This is a genomic window from Cystobacter fuscus DSM 2262 (genome assembly GCF_000335475.2).
Lineage (GTDB): Bacteria > Myxococcota > Myxococcia > Myxococcales > Myxococcaceae > Cystobacter > Cystobacter fuscus.
Genome location: NZ_ANAH02000034.1, coordinates 13,804 through 33,716, shown reverse-complemented (window position 1 = coordinate 33,716; position 19,913 = coordinate 13,804). Strand labels below are relative to the sequence as shown.

Annotated in this window: 17 protein-coding genes; 12 read left to right on the top strand and 5 right to left on the bottom strand. The window is 66.4% G+C overall.

Going from position 1 to position 19,913, the window contains the following annotated elements:
- Positions 1–75: 75 nt before the first annotated feature.
- Entirely contained in the window at positions 76–618 is a 543-nt protein-coding gene (locus D187_RS36585) for a GNAT family N-acetyltransferase (protein WP_002628969.1), read from the top strand.
- Positions 619–714: 96 nt separating this feature from the next.
- On the opposite strand, the gene D187_RS36580 is transcribed toward D187_RS36585, so the two are convergent.
- The 3 genes from D187_RS36580 to D187_RS36565 all read right to left on the bottom strand — a co-directional run bounded on the left by D187_RS36580 (position 715) and on the right by D187_RS36565 (position 6,851).
- Complete coding sequence (locus D187_RS36580) at positions 715–2,571, bottom strand: Rossmann-fold NAD(P)-binding domain-containing protein (RefSeq protein WP_002628968.1); 1,857 nt, start codon at positions 2,569–2,571, stop codon at positions 715–717.
- A gap of 296 nt (positions 2,572–2,867) precedes the next feature.
- Complete coding sequence (locus tag D187_RS36575; protein WP_162159740.1) at positions 2,868–3,644, bottom strand: poly(ADP-ribose) polymerase family protein; 777 nt, start codon at positions 3,642–3,644, stop codon at positions 2,868–2,870.
- A gap of 558 nt (positions 3,645–4,202) precedes the next feature.
- Entirely contained in the window at positions 4,203–6,851 is a 2,649-nt protein-coding gene (locus D187_RS36565) for an NPCBM/NEW2 domain-containing protein (protein WP_002628964.1), read from the bottom strand.
- A gap of 260 nt (positions 6,852–7,111) precedes the next feature.
- Between D187_RS36565 and D187_RS36560 the strand changes: the two genes are divergently transcribed.
- From D187_RS36560 to mnhG, 8 genes are all read left to right on the top strand, one after another.
- Positions 7,112–7,669: a 2'-5' RNA ligase family protein gene (locus tag D187_RS36560; RefSeq protein ID WP_002628963.1), complete on the top strand. Its 558-nt coding sequence runs from the start codon at positions 7,112–7,114 to the stop codon at positions 7,667–7,669.
- A 228-nt stretch (positions 7,670–7,897) separates the two neighbouring features.
- On the top strand, positions 7,898–8,215 hold the full coding sequence (locus tag D187_RS36555; RefSeq protein WP_002628962.1) for a DUF1330 domain-containing protein: 318 nt from the start codon (positions 7,898–7,900) through the stop codon (positions 8,213–8,215).
- A gap of 113 nt (positions 8,216–8,328) precedes the next feature.
- Positions 8,329–11,220 (top strand): monovalent cation/H+ antiporter subunit A, encoded by a 2,892-nt coding sequence (locus tag D187_RS36550; protein ID WP_002628961.1) that lies wholly within the window; start codon positions 8,329–8,331, stop codon positions 11,218–11,220.
- The gene (locus D187_RS36545) at positions 11,220–11,558 is read left to right on the top strand and encodes a Na+/H+ antiporter subunit C (protein WP_002628960.1); all 339 of its coding nucleotides are present in this window, start codon (positions 11,220–11,222) and stop codon (positions 11,556–11,558) included. The genes D187_RS36550 and D187_RS36545 overlap by 1 nt, the downstream gene beginning before the upstream one ends.
- Entirely contained in the window at positions 11,555–13,195 is a 1,641-nt protein-coding gene (locus D187_RS36540) for a monovalent cation/H+ antiporter subunit D (protein WP_002628959.1), read from the top strand. Before D187_RS36545 ends, D187_RS36540 begins: the two co-directional genes overlap by 4 nt.
- The gene (locus D187_RS36535; protein WP_002628958.1) at positions 13,192–13,680 is read left to right on the top strand and encodes a Na+/H+ antiporter subunit E; all 489 of its coding nucleotides are present in this window, start codon (positions 13,192–13,194) and stop codon (positions 13,678–13,680) included. The genes D187_RS36540 and D187_RS36535 overlap by 4 nt, the downstream gene beginning before the upstream one ends.
- Positions 13,677–13,955 carry a K+/H+ antiporter subunit F gene (locus D187_RS36530; RefSeq protein ID WP_002628957.1) on the top strand — a complete coding sequence of 93 codons (279 nt, stop codon included), beginning with the start codon at positions 13,677–13,679 and terminating at the stop codon, positions 13,953–13,955. The genes D187_RS36535 and D187_RS36530 overlap by 4 nt, the downstream gene beginning before the upstream one ends.
- Complete coding sequence (gene mnhG / locus D187_RS36525) at positions 13,952–14,308, top strand: monovalent cation/H(+) antiporter subunit G (protein ID WP_002628956.1); 357 nt, start codon at positions 13,952–13,954, stop codon at positions 14,306–14,308. Before D187_RS36530 ends, mnhG begins: the two co-directional genes overlap by 4 nt.
- Positions 14,309–14,348: 40 nt before the next feature.
- Here the strand turns inward: mnhG and D187_RS36520 are convergent, their stop codons facing one another.
- Positions 14,349–14,849 carry a hypothetical protein gene (locus tag D187_RS36520; protein ID WP_002628955.1) on the bottom strand — a complete coding sequence of 167 codons (501 nt, stop codon included), beginning with the start codon at positions 14,847–14,849 and terminating at the stop codon, positions 14,349–14,351.
- An 11-nt stretch (positions 14,850–14,860) separates the two neighbouring features.
- Positions 14,861–15,784 carry a DUF2381 family protein gene (locus D187_RS36515; RefSeq protein ID WP_002628954.1) on the bottom strand — a complete coding sequence of 308 codons (924 nt, stop codon included), beginning with the start codon at positions 15,782–15,784 and terminating at the stop codon, positions 14,861–14,863.
- A 135-nt stretch (positions 15,785–15,919) separates the two neighbouring features.
- Here D187_RS36515 and D187_RS36510 point away from each other — a divergent pair, with 135 nt between their 5' ends.
- The 3 genes from D187_RS36510 (at position 15,920) to D187_RS36495 (ending at position 19,710) form a co-directional block, all read left to right on the top strand.
- Complete coding sequence (locus tag D187_RS36510; protein ID WP_043433321.1) at positions 15,920–16,330, top strand: hypothetical protein; 411 nt, start codon at positions 15,920–15,922, stop codon at positions 16,328–16,330.
- A gap of 179 nt (positions 16,331–16,509) precedes the next feature.
- Positions 16,510–18,801 (top strand): WD40 domain-containing protein, encoded by a 2,292-nt coding sequence (locus D187_RS50900; protein ID WP_155893843.1) that lies wholly within the window; start codon positions 16,510–16,512, stop codon positions 18,799–18,801.
- A gap of 3 nt (positions 18,802–18,804) precedes the next feature.
- On the top strand, positions 18,805–19,710 hold the full coding sequence (locus D187_RS36495; protein ID WP_043433318.1) for an HNH endonuclease family protein: 906 nt from the start codon (positions 18,805–18,807) through the stop codon (positions 19,708–19,710).
- Positions 19,711–19,913: the final 203 nt, after the last annotated feature.

The following is a 19,913-nucleotide window of genomic DNA, read 5'->3' as shown; positions in this document are numbered from 1 at the left end:
TGGCATCCCGTTCTTGCCACCACGGAGCTTCGGCGGGATCCTGGCGCTCTTGCCCGCCTGCCTTGGAGACCGAAGATGATTGCCCCTGGACCTACGCTCGAAACCGCGCGTCTCATCCTGCGTCCCATCGCGCTGGAAGACCTGGATGGCTTCGCGACCCTCATTGGCGATCCGGAGTCCGCGCGCTTCCTGGGAGGCGTGCAGCCGCGCTCGGTGGCGTGGCGGGCCATGAGCGCCATGGCGGGCTCGTGGGCGCTGCAGGGGTTCTCCATGTTCTCCGTGCTGGAGAAGACGACGGGCCGGTGGGTGGGACGGGTGGGGCCCTGGATGCCGGAGGGGTGGCCGGGGCCGGAGGTCGGCTGGGGTCTGCTGCGCGAGTTCTGGGGGCGAGGCTACGCCACCGAGGCGGCGACGGCGGCGATGGACTGGGCGTTCGACCACCTCGACTGGACGCGGGTGATTCACTCCATCGCTCCGGACAACAAGCCATCACAAGAGGTCGCCCGCCGCCTGGGTTCGCCCCTGCTGGGACCTGGGAAGCTGCCGCCGCCCTACGACTCTTCTCCGATAGAACTGTGGGGACAGAGCCGTGAGCAATGGCGGGCGAGGAAGAAGTAGCCATTGCTGAAGACACACCTCGAGCGTCGCTTTCGCCACCTCGATGACGGGAGGCAGCTCGAACAGCACGCCGCGCAGATGCGGGTGGGCGTTCAGTCAGAGCTTGTAGCGCGAGGGGGTCAACGAGAGCGTGACCTGTGACTTCTTGGCGCGTTTGCGGACGCTGGTGATCTGTCCCCCCAGTGCGCTTTGGAGCTCGCGCCCCTTCTCCAGGGCAGACATCACCTTGGCGCCTCCCCGAGACAGGTCAAGGCCCGGGTGCAGGATCGTGGAGAGATCCTTCTTCATGTCGGGGAACCTCTGCCCCAGGTATTCCTTGGCGAACTCGCGGAAGAGCTCTCGTGTCTGCTTGGGTGTATAGCCAATGGGCTGCTCCTTGCGCTGAGCCATGACCCGGTAGATGAACTTCTGCGCCAGCGCTTCGTCGAGGTCCGGGAAGGCCTGCGCCAGGTAGACGCGCAACATGGAGCGGTTGTCCGAGGACAGGTTGACGCCCTTCTCCAGGTACTCGGGGGCGAAGCCGGTCATGGCGGCCACCGCGCCGCGCACCCCGACGAGCTGCGCGTGCTGTAGGACCGAGCCCACGTCATACCGCACCACTCCTTCCAGCGAGGCGGCGACCGTCTTGTTCTGAAGGTAGCTCTCGGCCCGCGAGATGAGCTGCTGTTGCTGCTGATAGGCCTTGAACTCCGCCTGCGTGGCCGGCTGCGGAAGATGCGGCGTGAATTGCTCGCGGAAGTTGTGGGCGATGGCCCTCTTGTTGCCGGCCAGGCTCGTGGCCGCCGCACCGATGACCAGGAGGCCTCGCTCCGAGGTGGTTTCCGGCAGATTCAGATTCTTGAACTCTACTCTCGCGGCCTGGAGCTCCCGCACCTGCAGTCCGAGTACCGTCTGGAAGGGCTCTCCGTACACCTGGTTGACATCGTAGAGGGGCTCGAAGTCCTGCTCGGTCAGTCCGCCCTGGGTGATGAGGACGTCACCCACCGCGCCCTGGGCCATGGGATCCTGCCCGAGCGCAAAGACATACCGATCAGCGGTCATGGTGGACGTCTGCTGGTTACCCCGCTGCTTGTAGGTGATGGTGATGCGGTTCTCCGCCGCGGGGTCGACCCTGATGTCATAGTCGACGCTGATGGCGCTTCTCGCGAGTTCGGGCGCGAAGCGCAACCGGTTGCCAGGAAGGATCGCTGGCTCCTTCTGGCCGATGAACCAGGTGACGTCGTAGCCGAGGCTGGCCGCGCGCTCGACGGCATCGATGCCCGCGTTGGCGCCGTTGACGACCACCTTCGCCCTGGCTCCCAGGGTCGGTGCACCGCGCGGGTTGGCGCGCATGAACTCGTCGAGATCCCGCACCTGATTCCAAGCGTCTTGGTGCACCACCATGGTGCGTGGCCGCTGATGAGGCCCCGCGCCCACGCCCACCACGACCTTCTGTGCCAGATAGAAGCGCTCCTGGGCGTACACCTTGAAGAGATGGCCGAAGCGGGAGATCTTCGTGACCTCGGCCTTCACGGGCTCGACTCCGATGGCGCGCTGGAAGACGTCGCGGTTCTGTCCGGCGAACTCCGCCCGCTCCATGTAGTCCGGGGAGAACTCCACGACCTCCGCTCCCCATTGGCCGATGAGGTGTTGCTCGTGGTTGATGAAGCCGTCACCCCGGACGGAGGCATCCCACGCATCGGTCGAGCCGAAGACGATCGCGTGCCTGTCCATGGGCCTGGAAGGTGGCACCACGTTGTGTTGGCGGGAGCCCTTGGGAGGGCTCACGTAGGGCGCTCCCAGGGCATTGAGGTAGTAGGCGATGCTGCTGCCAACCCCGATGAGCGCCAGTTTGTAGACCTTGACCGCCGAGGTGAACGAGTTGTCCTGCCGGTCCTTGAAGGTGTACGGCATGTACGCCGATTCGGCTGCCTGCCACTTCCCGGTATTCGGATCCAGCTTGTAGTAGGCCATCCTGGTTTCTCCCCGGAATCCAAACCGAGCAGGCATGGCGCCTGCTGCGTTCGCCTCCACATCGTCTCTCTCCGCCCACCGGGAGTCCAGTCCGTGGGAGAGTACGTATGTGGGCTGGTGCGGAGAGGTAGAGGAGGGCCGCTGACGGGGGCCGGCCGAGTGGTGCGCCAGGCCAGTGTCGACCCCTCGGTTCCAGCGAGCGCAATCCGCCTGCGGTGAGCTGAGCGGGGCTGGGGCAGCGGGTTCGCTTCCCGCCGCCTCCACTCAAAGCAACCGCGCTCAATCCTTCACGGCGCTCATCGGCCGTGGTGGTGCCCGGCAGGCGGGGTCGACGGGAGCGGAGCTCGACCTTGGGGGGTCTGGCTGATCTGCCGCTCGAAAGCAGAGAAGTCCTGGACTTCTCCGCTGCCGAATTTCTGATCGACAAGTACGGTCGAGGGGATGGCAACGGCGCGCTCCGCGACCTTGGGGCTCAGCACCGTCTCGGTCCTGTATTTGTCATCCGTGGTTTCCTGTCCGCGGATGATGTACGAACGGTCGTCACCGAGCCGGAACCCCATGTTCTTCCTGAACTCGTTCTCCACGCGTGGGTTGTCCATCGGCGTGGCGAGGTTCTGGAGCTTCTCCGCGTCCTGCTGCGGCACGTACACGCGCACGAGCTGGCCGCCTTTCGAACGGCCCATCTCGTCGGCTGTGTACCCCGCGGCGACCGCCGTCTGATCGGAGACGTAGATCCCGCTCCACTTATCGCCTCCCTGCGCTCGCAGCCCACCGTTCACCGCGTTCATCGCCCCCTGCTCGCTCGAGCCCTTGAACCCGACGAAGGCATAGCCACGGCGCGTCAGCTCATTGTGCGCATCGGCGAGCTGTTGATCCGAGACCCGATTGAACTTCCCATCGTAGGGGCGATTGAGGATTTCGGCTCCCGTCGGTGTCCTGCTGGACGAAGCGGAGGTACGGTTTCCATAGATGCCCTGGGCGCTGGGCCGCGACTCGTGGGCTCGCGAGCTTCCTCCCTGCAACAGGTGCTGCGGCGTCGACTGGCCCCCACGTCGGGAGAAACTGTCGCTCACCGAGGAATGCTGGGCAGGCGGCACGGCAGGCTGCGCCACGGGATGGTGGCCATGGTGCGATTGGACGGAGGGCTGGTGAGAGCTGGTGACGTGAGAGTGGCCATGGGGGGCTCTACGTCCGTTGATTTCAGGCATGATGATCAATCTCCAGTCGTTCGTTGGCGTCGTCGCGGGAGCGGAGGGGAGTCACGTGCCGCGGGGGTCGTTGATGAGTTCCCGTCCCGGAAGGTGCTCGGGTCTCAACGTCCGTGTGCACTCGGGTAGAGCACGGGCCGTGCCAGGAAGAGGGGCCGTGGAAGGGGGCCTGAAGTGGCTGATTTCGCGGGGATGGGGCGAGGGCGTGGGCCTGGTGACCGGTGACAACGGTCGCCAGGTGATGCTTGTTGTCACCACCCCGGTGCGGCGAGGTGGTGTCCGTGCTCGCCCACATGGGACCCCGCGTAGGTTCCTCGAGGAGGGCGTCGCCGGGAAGTGGAAGGACGCGGCGGCGCTCGCCGACGGCAGCTTGAACATCGGCACGAGGCGGCGGGACTCGAACCCGCCGCCGGAGGCCAGTGGCTAGGATTCGTCGCACGACAACCGGGCGTTCGCCCAGTCGGCGTGGTCGAAGTTCTTGCCGTCGCCTCCATCGGTGACCTGAAGGCTCAGCATGCGCACGCCGGAGACGCCGACGGAGATCGACCTGGCCGGCCCCTTGCTCCGGATGACGCCGCTGTCATACAGCACCCCGCCATCACCGAGCACCTTGAAGGTCACCGAGCCCGTCTGAGTGGTTTCGTCGTCGAGCCCGATGTCGGCCGTGAAGCTCTGGCAGTTCCGGCCGAGGTAGATCGACACCTCCGAGGGCGCGTGCGCGCCCAGGCCCCTGGCGTAGGTGACCCCTCCCATGGACAGCGGATTGCCGTCGCCTCCGTCCGCCTCACCGTTGGACCGGTCTCGTTCGACCGGGCCGTACCCATTGCTCTCGGAGAGGAACGGAAGGTCGCTGACATAGGGGCTACCGGTGGGTACTGGCGGTACGACGAAGGTCCGCACGGCCTGCTCCACATGCACTCGTGGCGTGCCCGCCGCATCGCCGGGCAACCGGAACTCCGCCGCGATCGGAAGGTCGATGTCGCCGAGCCTGTCGTTTCCACCCCCCGGCTCGAGCCGGAGCGTCCAGCGCCCCTGCAGGCTCTCCCCGGGAGCCATGAAGGACCGGGTGAGCTTCGCGCCCTGGGCCGACCAGCCGATGGGAGGACGAACGCCGAATTCGACGTCGCGGATCCACGTGCTCGCGGGAGCGGTGAAGGTCGCGGAGACCTCCACGAAGGAGCCGCTCTCGACCTCCACCGGCCCGGTCGGCGTGACGGTCAGCTCGCTCGGAGGAATCTGCCGGATGGGCTCGTCACAGCTCTGCCGGCCCGGGATGTAGCGGCAGATGATGGCCGCGAACCCACCGTGGCGGCGCACGTCCACCGATAGCGTGTTGAACGGGCTCATGATCCACCGGTCCCTGAGCACGTCGGTGCGCTGCTCGCCAGCGTCGTCACGGACCACCTCCACGAGCCACAGGCCCACGCCGAGGAAGCGCAGCGGCGCGGAAACCGTTCGCGGCTCACCGGCCGCGATCGCCCCGACGAACCACCGGTCCCCCTTGCGCCGGGCGATCACCGCTTCGTTGCTGGGATTGCCCGCCACGAACCGCGTCTCGTCCCACGTCGTCGGAACCTGGTTGAGGAAACGCAGCGCTCGCGGATGGCGCTCGTAGACTTCCGGCTTGTCGGCGAGGTGCTGCCATCCGGACTCGTAGGCCACCGACAGCGCCACTTCGTGTGCGATCGACGTCTGCCGGTGCGTGGCCTCGAAGGTGACCGGGGTGTAGTCCATCGAGCCGACCACGTTGCGGGTGAAGACCTGCACCGGGTTGGTGTTCGGCGACGGCCAGTTCTCCGCACCCCGGACGGACTCCATGGTCATCACGTGCGGCCAGGTGCGCGCCAGACCATGCGGGATGGTCGAGCCGTGGAAGTTGATCATCAGCTGCAGCTGAGCGGTCCGCTCCAGCACGGCGTCGTACCACTGGTAGCGCGACTGGGAGTCGGACTCCATGAAGTCGACCTTGACGCCCTTGACGCCCCAGGAGCGCACCAGCGGCAGCCAGGAGTCGCGCTCCAGTGGGGTGTCCAGCCGGGTCCAGTGGAACCACAGCAGGATGTCGACCCCCTTGGCGCGTGCGTAGCGGGTCAGCTCGGGCACCCAGGTGCTGCTCCAGCCCTCGTCGACCAGGACGTAGGACCAGCCGTTGCGCGCGGCGAAGTCCACGTAGGCCTTCTGCCGCTCGAAGTCGCCCGGGCTCGAGTTCTCGCTCAACCAGGACCAGGCGGACTTGCCGGGGTGGATCCACGAGGTGTCGGTGAACCGGGAGGGGGAGGCGAGGTCATCCACCAGGGTCGACTCGGTCACCGTGGCGAGGTCGCCGATGATCGCGGTGCGCCAGGGGGTCCGCAGCGCTCCCGAGGAGTGGATCTGCGCATCGGCCAGCACGACCTGGTAGGAGCCGGACCCCTCGTGCACGAGCCGGCTGCCAGCATAGCGGCCGTCCACATCGGACTCGGTGAGCAGCACGAAGCTGTCGCCGACCTTGAACAGGGAGGGGTAGCCGTAGTCACGGGCCGGCGCGGCGCCCGCCGTCGTCTCGATCCGGGCCTGTTCGTACTGCGCGTTGTAGGGCAGGAGCCACGCGGTGGAGGTGGCCGGCACCGAGAACGCGGAGGCCTCGCTCGTCACCGTGACCCCGGCCGGGTCGGGAACCTCGTAACGATAGGCGACTCCATCCGCGGAAACCCTGACGAGCAAGTCCAGACGCGCACCGCTGGCGTTCGCGAAGGCCAGCCGTGTCTCGGTCATCACCGCCGAGCGGACGCGCCGTTTCCCGGTCGTCATGGTGTACCGCTCGAGCACCAGTCGATCGCCGCGCCCCAGCGGGCTCAGCCCCCGGGTGAGATCGGCCTGGGTGGTTCGCAGACCCAGCGCCGCCGGAGCAAGGACCGTCTGGACGCCCCGGAACGCGGACAGGGTCAGCGTTCCGCTCGAGGCATTGAGTTCCACTCTCGCGGAGGGAGCACCCGCCAGGGGCGCGGTGATCGTCCAGGAGCTCTCCGCGATGAGCGTCCGGGGAGGGTTTTCGGCGGCGGAGCTGCTCTCCGGGACCACGGTGTTGAGCAAGAGTGCCGTGGCAACTCCGGCGATCCACGAAGGACTGATTCTCGATAGGGGGGTTCGCTTCAACTCGTGCTCCAAGGCTCGATGGTGGGAATTCAAGTTAAAACCGTGAGATATTCGAGAACGGTTTACCAGGTGTCGAGCCGTGAAGATGTCAAGGGGCGCGTTCCGCACGACACCCGACACAACATCAGTGGGCACCCGTCGCGAGAAGTGAGGCCCCGCGCTCAAGTGGACCCAGGCTCGTCCTAGAGTGAGGCGTCATGGCCAATCCAGCCTGGACCCATCGCACGGCGGTCGTGTTCATTCCTCCCGCCGAGGTCTGGCCGCCCATCCAGGCGATCCGCCGTGTGCATGATCGCCAGGTCCAGCGCTGGATGCCCCATGTCACCTTGCTCTACCCCTTCGCACCCCGCTACGAACTGCCCAAGCTGCTCCCCGCGCTCGAAGCCGCCTGCGCCTGGCTGAGCCCCTTCGAGGTGACCCTCGCCTCGTTCCGCGTCTTTCAGCACCGCTCCGATCGCAGCACCCTCTGGCTCGCTCCCGAGCCTCGCGAAGCCTTCGCCCGCGTCCAGGCCACGCTCCAGGCCGCCGCCCCGGAGTACTCCCATACTTCGCGCTTCTCGAGCGGATTCACACCGCACCTCAGCGTGGGCCAGTCCGCAAGCGCCGAGCAGGTCGCGGCGCTCCAGGCGCGGTTGAGCGAGACGTGGACCCCGCTTGTGTTCCAAGCAACGGAGATCTGCCTCATCGCGCGTGAGGGAAATGGACCCTTCGAGGTCATCCGCACCCTACGGTTCGGCGCTGCACGGCGGGACTGAGCAATGTTCACCGCGGAGGCTCCGCCCCAATAGCCGAGTTCCTCGGGGCTGGTGATGTGCCACTTCCGACCTCCAATCACGACGTAGACAGGATCGCTCCTGAGCGATTCGAGCACCGTGTTGTCACGGGGCACGGTCGTGATGGAGTCGATGACACTCTGCGAGACGGTATACTGATGGCTCCATCCACCCGGAACACGGGCTCCTGACCCGACAAGAGGACAACGAATGCCTGCTTATGTGATGATCGACATCACCGTGAAGGACGCGGAGACCTACGAGCGCTACAAGCAGCTCGCGCCGCCAACGATCGCCGCCTATGGAGGCCGATATCTGGCGCGTGGGGGCGCGACGGAGACGCTCGAGGGCACGTGGAGCCCGACGCGGATCGCCCTCCTCGAGTTCCCCACCGTGGAACGGGCCCGGGAGTGGTGGAACTCTCCCGAGTACGCCCCCGCCAAGGCGATGCGTCAGGCGAGCAGCTCCACGGACCTGCTGCTCGTGGAGGGATTGCCTCCGGGGATGGATCCCGCCAGCAAGAAGTAGGCACGCGTCGCGGCGCTGGGACACGTTCCATCTGCCAAGTACCCAACGCCATATGGCTGTCGCCTTTCTTTCTCGGGTGGGAACGCACAGTCTGGCGCGATGGTTGGTCCCTGATGCCACTCCTTGCGCTCCTGGTCATTCCCTGGGTCTCCGGTGTCATCGCGGCACTGCTGCCCACGAGTGCCCGGAATCGCGCGGCGGGGCTCTCGGGCCTCACGGCACTGGTGGGCCTGGTGGGCGTGGCGCTCCACTTCCCGAGCGTCCAGGGCGGAGGCACGCGGGTCGAGCACTTCGCGTGGGTGCCCTCGCTCGGGCTCAACCTCGTGTTGCGGCTCGACGGCCTGTCCTGGACATTCTGCGTGCTCGTCCTGGGCATCGGCGCGCTGGTGATGCTGTATGCGCGCTACTACCTCTCGCCGTCGGATCCCGTGCCGAGGTTCTTCGCGTTCCTCCTGGCCTTCATGGGGGCGATGCTGGGCGTGGTCCTCTCGGGAAACCTGCTGCAGCTGGCCTTCTTCTGGGAGCTGACCTCCCTCTTCTCGTTCCTGCTCATTGGCTACTGGAACCAGCGCAAGGACGCACAGCGCGGGGCTCGGATGGCGCTCACGGTCACCGGCATGGGAGGCCTGTGCCTCCTGGCGGGATTGCTGGTGCTCGGCCAGGTGGCCGGCAGCTACGAACTGGAGGCCCTCTTCGGGAGCGCGCAGCGGATCAAGGCCCACCCGCTCTACCCCGTGGCGTTGGGCCTCCTCCTTCTTGGCGCGTTCACGAAGAGCGCCCAGTTTCCCTTCCATTTCTGGCTCCCGAACGCGATGGCGGCTCCGACGCCGGTGTCGGCGTATCTGCACTCGGCGACCATGGTGAAGCTGGGCGTGTTCCTGCTGGCGCGGCTGTGGCCGGTGCTCTCGGGGACGGAGACGTGGTTCTGGCTCACCGGCTCCGCGGGGCTCGTCACGCTGCTGCTCGGCGCGTGGGCGGCGCTGTTCCAGAACGACCTGAAGGGACTGCTTGCCTACTCCACCATCTCGCACCTCGGGCTGGTGGTGTTGCTGCTGGGGCTCAACAGCCCGCTCGCGGCGGTGGCGGCGGTGTTCCACCTCATGAACCACGCGGCCTTCAAGGCGTCGCTGTTCATGGCGGTGGGGATCATCGATCATGAGACGGGGACGCGGGACATCCGGCGGCTGTCGGGGCTCTTCCGCTTCATGCCCATCACCGGCACGCTCGCGCTCGTCGCCACGGCGGCGATGGCGGGAGTCCCGCTGCTCAATGGCTTCTTGTCCAAGGAGATGTTCTTCGCCGAGACCGTCTTCATCGACGCCATCCCCGCCGTCCAGTGGGGCCTGCCGGTCGCGGCGACCCTGGCCGGCATGGGGAGCGTCGCCTACTCGCTCCGGTTCGCGGTGAAGGTGTTCTTCGGGCCCGTCAGCGCGCTGAACACCCCACGTGCCCCGGAGGAGCCTCCCAACTGGCTGCGCGTCCCCGCCGAGGTGCTGGTCCTCCTGTGCCTGGTGGTGGGGGTGGCGCCAGCGGTGTCGATCGGTCCCATCCTCGAGGCCGCGTCCCGGTCGGTCGTGGGTGGGCAGGTTCCTCCGTACAGCCTCAAGATCTGGCATGGGTTCACCCCCCCGCTCCTCATGAGCGCGCTGGCGCTCGGTGGTGGCGGGGTGCTGTACCTGCTGGTCCAGAGGCTGGAGGCGGGGCGGGTGCGCCTCGGAGGCCGCTTCGTGGAGCGGTTCGATGGCGCGAGGCTCTTCACCTCACTGCTGGCGTGGCTCACCGCGCTGAGCAGATGGCTTCGCCGTTGGCTGCTCACCACGGGGCTCCAGCGGCAGCTGTTGGCGATGGTGCTGGTCACGCTGCTCGTGGGCGTCTTGGCGCTTTGGGGGGGGCTAGGCAAGGGGGATCGTCCACGGGTGCCGCTCTCTCCGGTGTTCATCGCGCTCTGGGTGGTGGGCGGCGTCGCGGCGCTGGGGGCGGCATGGCAGGCGAAGTTCCACCGGCTCGCCGCGCTGATGCTCTCGGGGACCGCGGGCGCGGTGAGCTGTGTCACCTTCATCTGGTTCTCCGCTCCGGATCTGGCGCTCACCCAGCTCACCGTCGAGGTGGTGACGACGCTGCTCATCCTGCTCGGGCTCAGGTGGCTCCCACCGCGAGAGCCGGCTCGCGGCGTGTACGACGCGCATACCCGGCGGATTGCCAGGGGCCGGCGAGCCCGCGACTTCCTCATCGCGGTGAGCGCCGGTTGCGCCATGGCGCTCCTCGCCTACGCGGTGATGACGCGCGAACTCCCCGAGCGCACCTCCTTCTTCCTGGAGAACGCGCTGAGCGGCGGAGGCGGGCGGAACGTGGTGAACGTGATGTTGGTGGACTTCCGCGGGTTCGACACCTTCGGGGAAGGGGTGGTGCTGGCACTCGTCGCGCTCACGGTCTACGCGCTCCTGCGGCGCTTCCGGCCAGCGCACGAGGTGATGGAGCTTCCGCCACAGCAGCAGGCGCTGCCGAAGGACCTGCGCACGGACCTGGTGAACCCACGCATGGCGCAGGACACGGCGGTGGGGTACCTGATGGTCCCGGCGGTGCTGGTCCGCCTGCTGCTGCCCGTATCGGGAGTCGTGGCGGCGTTCTTCTTCCTGCGTGGGCACAACGCGCCAGGGGGTGGGTTCGTGGCGGGGCTGGTGATGTCGGTGGGCTTTTTGCTCCAGTACATCGTCTCCGGGACCGAGTGGGTCGAGCAGCGGCTGCGCCTCGCGCCGCGCGTGCTGATCGGCGTCGGTCTCCTGTTTGTTCTCGGCACGGCCTCGGGATCGTTCGTGGTCGGGTATCCGCTCCTCACCTCGCACACCTTCCACGTGAGCGTGCCGGTGCTGGGCGAGCTCCACATCGGAAGCGCGATGTTCTTCGACCTGGGCGTGTTCTGTCTGGTGCTGGGCTCCACGTTGCTCATCCTCGTGGCGATCGCCCACCAGTCGATCCGTGCTCACCGGGCCTCGGGAGGTGACTGATGGAGGTGGTGCTCGCGATCGCTATCGGCATCTTGACCGGCTCGGGCGTCTGGCTCCTTCTCCGGCCCCGCACGTTCCAGCTGGTCGTTGGCCTGTCGCTCCTCTCCTACGCGGTCAACCTCTTCATCTTCAGCATCGGCGGTCTGGTCATCGACAAGGAGCCCATCCTCGTGGACGGCGTCCCGCGGGACCTCGCCCACTACACGGATCCGGTACCTCAGGCGCTCGTGCTGACCGCCATCGTCATCAGCTTCGCGATGACGGCCCTGCTCCTGGTCATCACCCTGGCCTCGCGCGGGATGACCGGGACCGACCACGTGGACGGCAACGAAGCATGAAAGCGCTCGTTCAAGACCTGATGCCGCACCTGATGGTGGTTCCCATCCTCCTGCCCATGTTGAGCGCGGCGGTGATGCTCCTCATGGGCGAGGGGAAGCGTCCCGCCAAGCTGGTGGTGGGGATGAGCTCCGCGCTCCTGGGGCTCGCGGTCTCGGCGGCGCTCCTGGCGTGGGTGGACGAATACGGCGTCGTGGCCTACCTCCCCGGCAACTGGCCCGCGCCGTTCGGGATTACCCTCGCGGTGGATCGGCTGTCGGCGGGGATGTTGGTGCTGACCTGGAGCCTGGGCGCCTGCGCGCTCTGCTTCGCCTTCACGCGTTGGCACCGCGCGGGTGTTCACTTCCACTCGATCTTCCAGTTGCAGCTCATGGGGCTCTCCGGCGCGTTCCTGACGGCGGACGTCTTCAATCTCTTCGTCTTCTTCGAGATTTTGCTCGCCGCCTCGTACGGTCTGTTGCTGCATGGCTCCGGAAGGCCACGGGTCCGCGCGGGCTTGCACTACGTGGCGGTGAACCTCGCCGCCTCGTCCCTCTTCCTCATCGGCGTGTCGATGATCTACGGCGTCACGGGGACACTCAACATGGCGGAGCTCTCCGCGCGCCTGTCCGAGGGGAATGTGGCCAACCGGCACCTCATCGACGCGGGAGCGGCCATCCTCGCGGTGGCGTTCCTGGCCAAGGCGGGGATCTGGCCGCTCAACTTCTGGCTCGTTCCCGCCTATGCGTCGGCGACTCCGCCCGTGGCGGGGATGTTCGCGGTGCTCACGAAGGTCGGCATCTACGCCCTGGTGCGGCTCTGGACGTTGATGTTCGCCGGGGGGCCGCTGGCGGGGTTTGGCGCGGATGGTCTGCTCGTGTTCGGAGTGGTCTCCGCGGTGCTCGCGGCTCTGGGGATGCTCGCCTCGCAGCGGCTCGCGGTCCAGGCGGCGGCGGGGGTGATGGTCTCCTCCGGAACGCTCCTGGCCGCGCTCGGGCTGGGCGAGCAAGCCGTCCTCGGCTCCGCGATGTTCTACCTGGTGGGCTCCACGCTGGCCTCCGGTGTGTTCTTCCTGCTCGTCGACCTCGTCGAGCGTTGGCGCGCGGGCGCGACCGTCGTGGACGAGGCGCCCTTCTTGAGCGCGACGCTCGAAACGCAGGAGGTCAACCTCGACGACGCGGAGGAGCCGCTCGTCGCCCTGCCGTTCCCCGCCTCCACCGCATTGTTGGGCATGGCCTTCATCGCGTGCGCGCTGCTCACCTCCGGCTTGCCTCCCCTGCCCACCTTCCTCGGCAAGCTCGGCATGTTGTCGGCGGCGCTCGGGTCGAGCGAGGGGAGCGGGCCCTTCTCCGCCCGTGCCTGGTTGTTCACCGGCGTGCTCCTGGGTTGCGGCCTGCTCACCCTCGTCGCGCTCACGCGAACGGGAATCCGGACCTTCTGGTCGGAGATGCAGCGCGAGCCACCTCGGGTCCGCGCGCCGGAGGGACTACCCGTGGTGGCGCTCCTCACCGCGTGCGGAGTGCTGACGCTCGCGGCGGGACCCGCGATGGAGTTCGCGCGCGCAACGGCCCAGTCCCTCTATGACCGCCGCGGGTACATCGACGCGGTGCTCGGAGCCGAGGTGCGGCCGTCCGCCACGGCGTCGGAGGCAGGGCGATGAGGAGGCTGCTGCCTTCCCCCGCGCTCTCGGTGGCGCTGCTCCTGCTGTGGATCCTGCTCATGCAGTCGTTGAGCGCGGGGACGCTGGTGCTGGGCGCCGCCCTGGCGGTGTTCTGGCCCGCGGTGACCCTCGGGCTCAGGCCCACCCCCGTGCGGTTGCGCAGGCCCCTCGTCATGGTCCGCCTGTTCTGCCGGGTGGTGCTCGCGATGCTCCGGTCGAACGCCGAGGTGGCGTGGATGATTCTCACACGGCGCTCGCGCGGCATCCGCTCCGGCTTCGTTCTCATTCCGCTCGAGCTGAGGGATCCGAACGGATTGGCCGTGCTGGCGATGATCGTCACGTTCATTCCGGGCACCGTCTGGGCGCAGTTGTCGGCGGACAATCGCGTCCTGCTCCTGCACGTGCTCGCCATGCAGAGCGATGCGGAACTGGTGGCTTTCATCAAGCAGCACTACGAGCGTCCGCTCCGGGAGATTTTCGAATGAGCCCTCTGCTCTCCTGGGCGCTGGTCTTCGCCCTCGGCTGTCTTGCCTTCGCGATGATGCTGGCGCTGGCACGGATGATTGTTGGGCCCCGGGCGGAGGACCGCGTGTTGGCGTTCGACTGTCTGTACCAGAACACGATGCTGGTCATCCTCGCGCTTGGGCTCGTCTATCGCAGCAGCTCCTACTTCGAGGCGGCGCTCTTGATCGCCCTCTTCGGGTTCGTGGGCTCCACGGCGATGTCCAAGTTCCTCCTGCGCGGGGAGATCATCGAATGAACACGTGGGCTCCGGCGTGGGTGGATGCGCTGACCGCGTTGCTCGTGGTGGTGGGCGCGCTGGCGGCACTGATTGGTTCGTTCGGGGTGCTGCGACTGAGGAGCTTCTTCCAGCGCGTCCACGCGCCCACCCTGGGCACGACGCTGGGAACCTGGGGCTTCACGCTCGCGACGGCGGTGCAGGTCTCCTTCGAACGTGGCCAGCTCTACCTTCATGCGCTGCTCATCGCGGTGTTCATCGCGCTCACCGTGCCGGTCACCACCCTGTTCCTGATGCGGGCCGCGGTGTTCCGGGCACGCCTTCGGGGCGAGGAGATTCCGGTGCCTGGCGCGGACGAACCACCCCGGGACTGACGCCTCCTCGGGTCCGCGTCAATGAGTGAGCGGCAGGTGTCTAGCGGAATTCGTCCACGATGAAGACGGCCGCGCTGGAGGAATCCAGGAGGGCCGTTCCAGGCTTGGACTCGGGCCGCTTCCGGAGCTGCTCGAAGCCGAGCCGTGCCACCGCGCAGATGGGGATTTTGGCTCCACCCTTCATCGGCTGGGCCTCGTAGTAGCGGAGGGTGGCTTGGGGCCCGCTGGTCCAGACCCGGCCGTAGAGCCGGGCCGGTGATTCGAGCAGCCCGAGGTTGTCCTCCAGCACGCTCTCGATGGGGCCTTCGTAGAGGGTGATGGTCCGAGCGCTCGACTGATTCGCATCGATCTGCACCCAGCCCCCTTCCCCCACGAACATGCGGAGATAGCTCATCGCCTTCTTGGATTCTTCTGGGCACTTCTCGGGTCCCGGCGTGCCGTCAGGACGAAGGGCCACGCCCCCCGTGGCGGTTCCAGGACAGCCGGAGGACATGACGAGGAGGAGGGCGCAGCCCAGGAGCGCGAATTTGTTGGGAACCATGTTCTCCGCTCCTATCTCGCAATGAGCCGGTGATCCAGCGTGACGTATGCTTGTCGTTGGCCGTCCTGGCGGTAGACCTCGAGAGAGAGGTCTTTCAAGACACCTTCGTCCATGAACGCGCTTCCGTCAGCGACAATCGCGACCACTCCAGCGCCTCCGGGTGGGATTTCTCGGACGGAGGAGCGGACAGCCACGGACCGCTCCTTGCCGTCAGGCAGGGTGGAGAGCTGGACCCGCTGCACGCTCCACGGGTTCTCCGCGTGGAGGTTCTTGACCTTGAAGACGACGGCGACTTTGCCTTTGCCTCGAAACACCGATGCCCGGACGTTTGAGTCCTCGTCCTTGCCCGAGAACGCTTCCTCGAGAGTGAACGGCGTCTGCTCGAGCGCACCCGAGGCCAGCAGAGCGGCAAGGGCGTGGTCCTCGGAGGTTTCTTCTTTTCGGAAACGCTCATTCTCGCTGGTCAGCGTCTCGTTCTTCTCGAGCGCGTCGCGCAGGGCCGCGTGCATGGCCGCATAGCTCTCGCGATTCTTGAACACGTCCACCTGCTGGTCCGTCCAACCCCAGTCCTCATGACGCGGGGGCCTCAGGAGAAACGGCACTTCTGTTCCATCCACCAACGTCACGACCATGGGGATGGCTTCGTCGTCGTTGAGGTCGTGGAGAGGCTCCAGGATGACTTTGTTACGAACGACAGCCAAGGGCTCAAGCCGGCCTTCCCAACCGAGCATCTTTGTCTTGCCCGGGTCGACGAGCGCTTCGAACCGGAGCGTCGTGACGACCTGCCCCTTCACGTAGATGCGGTGGGTGTCGCGCTCGGGGTGCTCCGAGAGCAGAACGGTGCGGAGCGCGCACTTCTCTCGTTCGCCTGCCAGGGCGGCTGACGCCACGAGGACGACAAACAGTGCGGACTGGAAAGGTAGGAGCAGGCGCATAGGCAGGACAACTTATCAAGGTGGGTGGGGAGCCGCCAGCACGTTCGTTTTCCGACGGGCTTGGTGACGTCCAGTCTCTTGACGAGGATGCCGGTGGAGCCGAGCATCATGAAGATGCGCTTCGAGGAGTCCTGATTGAAAGACCCCGTTCATCCGTTCGCGATGCACCGTGAGGACGGTGCCACCCGCCTCAACCAGGTGGGGTTCTTGCTGCTGTTCCTGCCCGCGATATTCGGAGCCCAGGAGGTGGCGGGCTTCGGAGGGGACCCGGATGTGGACCGATGGTTCGTCCTTGGGGTCTGCACGCTCGGCGGTGCGCTTGGGGGAATGCTCTTCGGCCTGGGCCGGGCCCCGGCGTACGCGGGTCTGCTCGGCGGTGCACTGGCCAGCGTGGGGGGGATGTTGCTCATCCACTTCTGGATCGCCGGGCGGGAGCGCTTCTTCTTCATCGAGGCCTTTGGCTGTTGGATGGTGGGCTGCATTCCCGGAGCGCTCGCCTACCAGGCGTTGATCGACCGAGCGGCACGGTCGCGGCGAGCCCGCTGAGGATGCCCTTCGCCGCCCCTCGGGGTGCTGAGTGAGGTCCAGCGCCACTAGCGCGGGGCTCGTTCGCTCGGTCGGGTGGGGCGGCGGGAATCGAGATTACCGGGCACTTGGGCCTCTGGAGGGGGGGCCTGCGCGTGCTTGCGGCTTGCATGGACCCGTCACTGAGGTTTTAAGCGACAGTGGAGGGCGCCATGTACGTCCGTTCGCTGACCATCCAGAACCTTCGCAGCTTCGAGTCGGTGGAACTGCCGCTGTGCCATCCGGGCGATGGGGCCCCACCCGCCCCCACGGGCGTGCCGTACCTGGACAACGTCACGTTGCTGCTGGGTAGCAACGGGTCGGGCAAAACGAGTGTGCTCCGGGCCGTGGCGCTGAGTACCCTCGCGCCCGTCCTCGCCATGGGGTCGGGCTACGTCCCCTATGCGCTGGTCCGGAGGGTCAAGGGTCGTCCCACCGAAGCGCGGGTGAAGGCCCACGTCGTCCTGCATGAGCAGGATGGACTGGGGGAGGGGACGGATGAGGAGATCGCGGCCACCCTCGTGGCCTCACCCCGTGGGTACACGGATCGCTTCCTGATCGAGGACAAGCCGCCGTCCTGGCACATCCGTCTCTGGGACGAAGAGTCCCCTGCCTTCCTGGTGCTGGGCTATGGCGCGACGCGCCGGGTGGAGACGGGAGCGGGCAGCGTGGAGGGCCGCGCCAAGGAGCGGATCCTTCGCTACCGCCGGGTGGCGGGGCTCTTCGAGGAGCACATGACGCTCATGCCCCTGGCCGCCTGGTTGCCGCAGGTGGCGCGCAAGGACAAGAAGCGGCACCAGGAGATCGTGAACTTGATGAACGAGCTCCTCCCCGAGGGCACGAAGATGCTCGGGAAGTGGGATGACCGCGAGGACCCGGAGAGCCTGTTTCAACGGGGCGGTTCCGTATTGCCTTTCCCCGCGCTCTCCGATGGTTACCGGGCCTTCCTTTGTTGGGTCGGGGATGTGCTGTACCACCTTCATCTGATTTGCAAGAAAGGTCAGCGGCTGGTGGATATGCGAGGGGTTGTGCTCGTGGATGAGGTGGATCTGCACCTTCATCCGGAGTGGCAGCGCCACCTGGTTCCCAGTCTGTCGCGTGCGTTTCCTCGGCTCCAATTCGTCCTGACTTCGCACAGTCCGCTCGTCGTGAGCACACTCTCCTCCCAGAACGTGCTCCTGCTGGAAGAGCGCGAACGGGCAGGTGGTGTGACGGCCACGGAGGTGATGCGACCCGGCGAGGAACTCTACGGCTTGAGCGCGGATCAGATCCTCACGAGCCAGTCTTTCGGGCTTGAGTCCTCACGGGACGAGCGCTTCTTCGAACGGCTCAAGGATGTGGCCGACAAGGCCCGTGAGGGGGGAGCGGAGGACGCACTGCGCTTCATGCGGATGGTCGCGGGTGGAGCTGTGGCGGAGGATGCCCCGGTGTCTGAACTCTCAAGCCGCGAACTGCTGGTTCTGCGAGGCCATGAATCTAGGGTAGCTGAGGTGGCGTGGGACCCAACAGGTCGCAGGTTGGCCAGTGCCTCCTGGGACAAGACGGTGCGGGTATGGGATGGGGAAACGGGCCGGGAGTTGTCGGTCCTGCAAGGTCATGAGGACGCTGTGGTTTGCGTGGCGTGGGACCCAACAGGTCGCAGGTTGGCCAGTGCCTCCTGGGACAAGACGGTGCGGGTGTGGGACGGGGAGACGGGCCGGGAGTTGTTGGTTTTGCGAGGCCATGGGGACAAAGTGATTGGTGTGGCGTGGGACCCAACAGGTCGCAGGTTGGCCAGTGCCTCCTGGGACAAGACGGTGCGGGTGTGGGACGGGGAAACGGGCCAGGAGTTGTCGGTCCTGCGAGGCCATGAGGACGCTGTGGTTTGCGTGGCGTGGGACCCAACAGGTCGCAGGTTGGCCAGTGCCTCCTTGGACAAGATGGTGCGGGTGTGGGATGGGGAAACGGGCCGGGAGTTGTCGGTCCTGCGAGGCCATGAGGACGTGGTGGTTGGCTTGGCGTGGGACCCAACAGGCCGCAGGGTGGCCAGTGCCTCCTTGGATAAGATGGTGCGGGTGTGGGATGGGGAAACGGGCCGGGAGTTGTCGGTCCTGCGAGGCCATGAGGACAAAGTGATTGGTGTGGCGTGGGACCCAACAGGCCGTAGGGTGGTCAGTGCCTCCTGGGACAAGACGGTGCGGGTGTGGGACGGGGAAATGGGCCGGGAGTTGTCGGCCCTGCGAGGCCATGAGGATGATGTGATTGGCGTGGCGTGGGACTCAACAGGTCTCAGGGGGGCGAGTGCCTCTGGCGACAGTATGGTACGAGTATGGGAGATCAGCTCGAAACCAGGAGTTCTCAAGCCGCAAAAGCAACCTGCAAAAGAATCGTCCGTGAGAAAGCCTATCTCAAGAACGTCGACGAAGAGCGCGAAAGTCAAACGCAAGGCTTCTCGTCGACCGGTCCGGAAGTGACCGATGATCCGAATTTCTGTCACTTCCCAAGAACTGGACCGTTTCATCGAGCAGAGGGTTCCGGGCTGGCGCGAGCGCGCTGCGAAGCGAACGCAGCAAGCACGGAAGCAGAAGCGTTTCACTGGTGAGGGCATCTGGAGTGAGGTGAAAAGCGTCTACATGGCGCTGCAACACCACAAATGTGCCTACTGCGAGCGCCCCATGGCCGAGGGGGCGCATGCGAACATCGAGTACGACGTCGAGCACTTCAGGCCGAAGAGTCGCGTCATGCCCTGGCCCGATGAGAAGACCGCCAAGGAACTTCGCATCCGGTACAAGGTTCGTAGCGGAAACCCCAAGGGTTATCCACTGCTCGCGCATGACCCCCGTAACTACGTCGTCACCTGCAAGGTCTGCAATTCGCCTCTCAAGGCCGACCACTTCCCCATCGACGGCGAGCCGTCGGACGAGGGCAGTGACATCGCGAAGCTGAATGCGGAGGAGAAGCCACTGCTCATCTTCCCGCTTGGCGTGGCGGATCCCTCTCCCGAGGAACTCATCACCTTCGAGGGTATCCTCCCCGTGCCGACGAAGCGCGGAGGCCATGACCGGAAACGAGCACAGGTGACCATCGACTTCTTCCGGCTACACCTCCGAACTGAGCTGCGCGATGGGCGGGCTCACCTGTTGGTTTTGCTGTGGCAGAATCTTGAGCGTATGCAGGAGGGGACACCGGAGCAGCGCCAGCGCGCCAGGGAAGTGCTTGCGGCGGCACGTGGCAACAGCTTCCCGCATTCAAGATGCGCTCGTGCCTTCCTCGACCTGTACGAGCGAGATCCCGCGAAGGCGAAGGATTACTACCTGGCGGCTCATGAGTTGATGGTTCGCAAGGAGCCTGGATTGTACGGCCGTGGCGCATCCCGTTCCTGAGACGTTCTCTGCATGGGCTGGCCGCGAGTGTCCTGTCGAGGCAGCGGGCCGGGTGAACGGCCGACGTGTGGACGTGTGGATGCCCGTGCGGATGGGACCGACTCGGGCGTCGGATTCGGGCCCACGGTGCCCGTTGTTTCCCGTCATGCGGAACGGCGAGCATGAGGCTCCGCCGGTTCGAGGAGAGTCACATATGTCGCTTG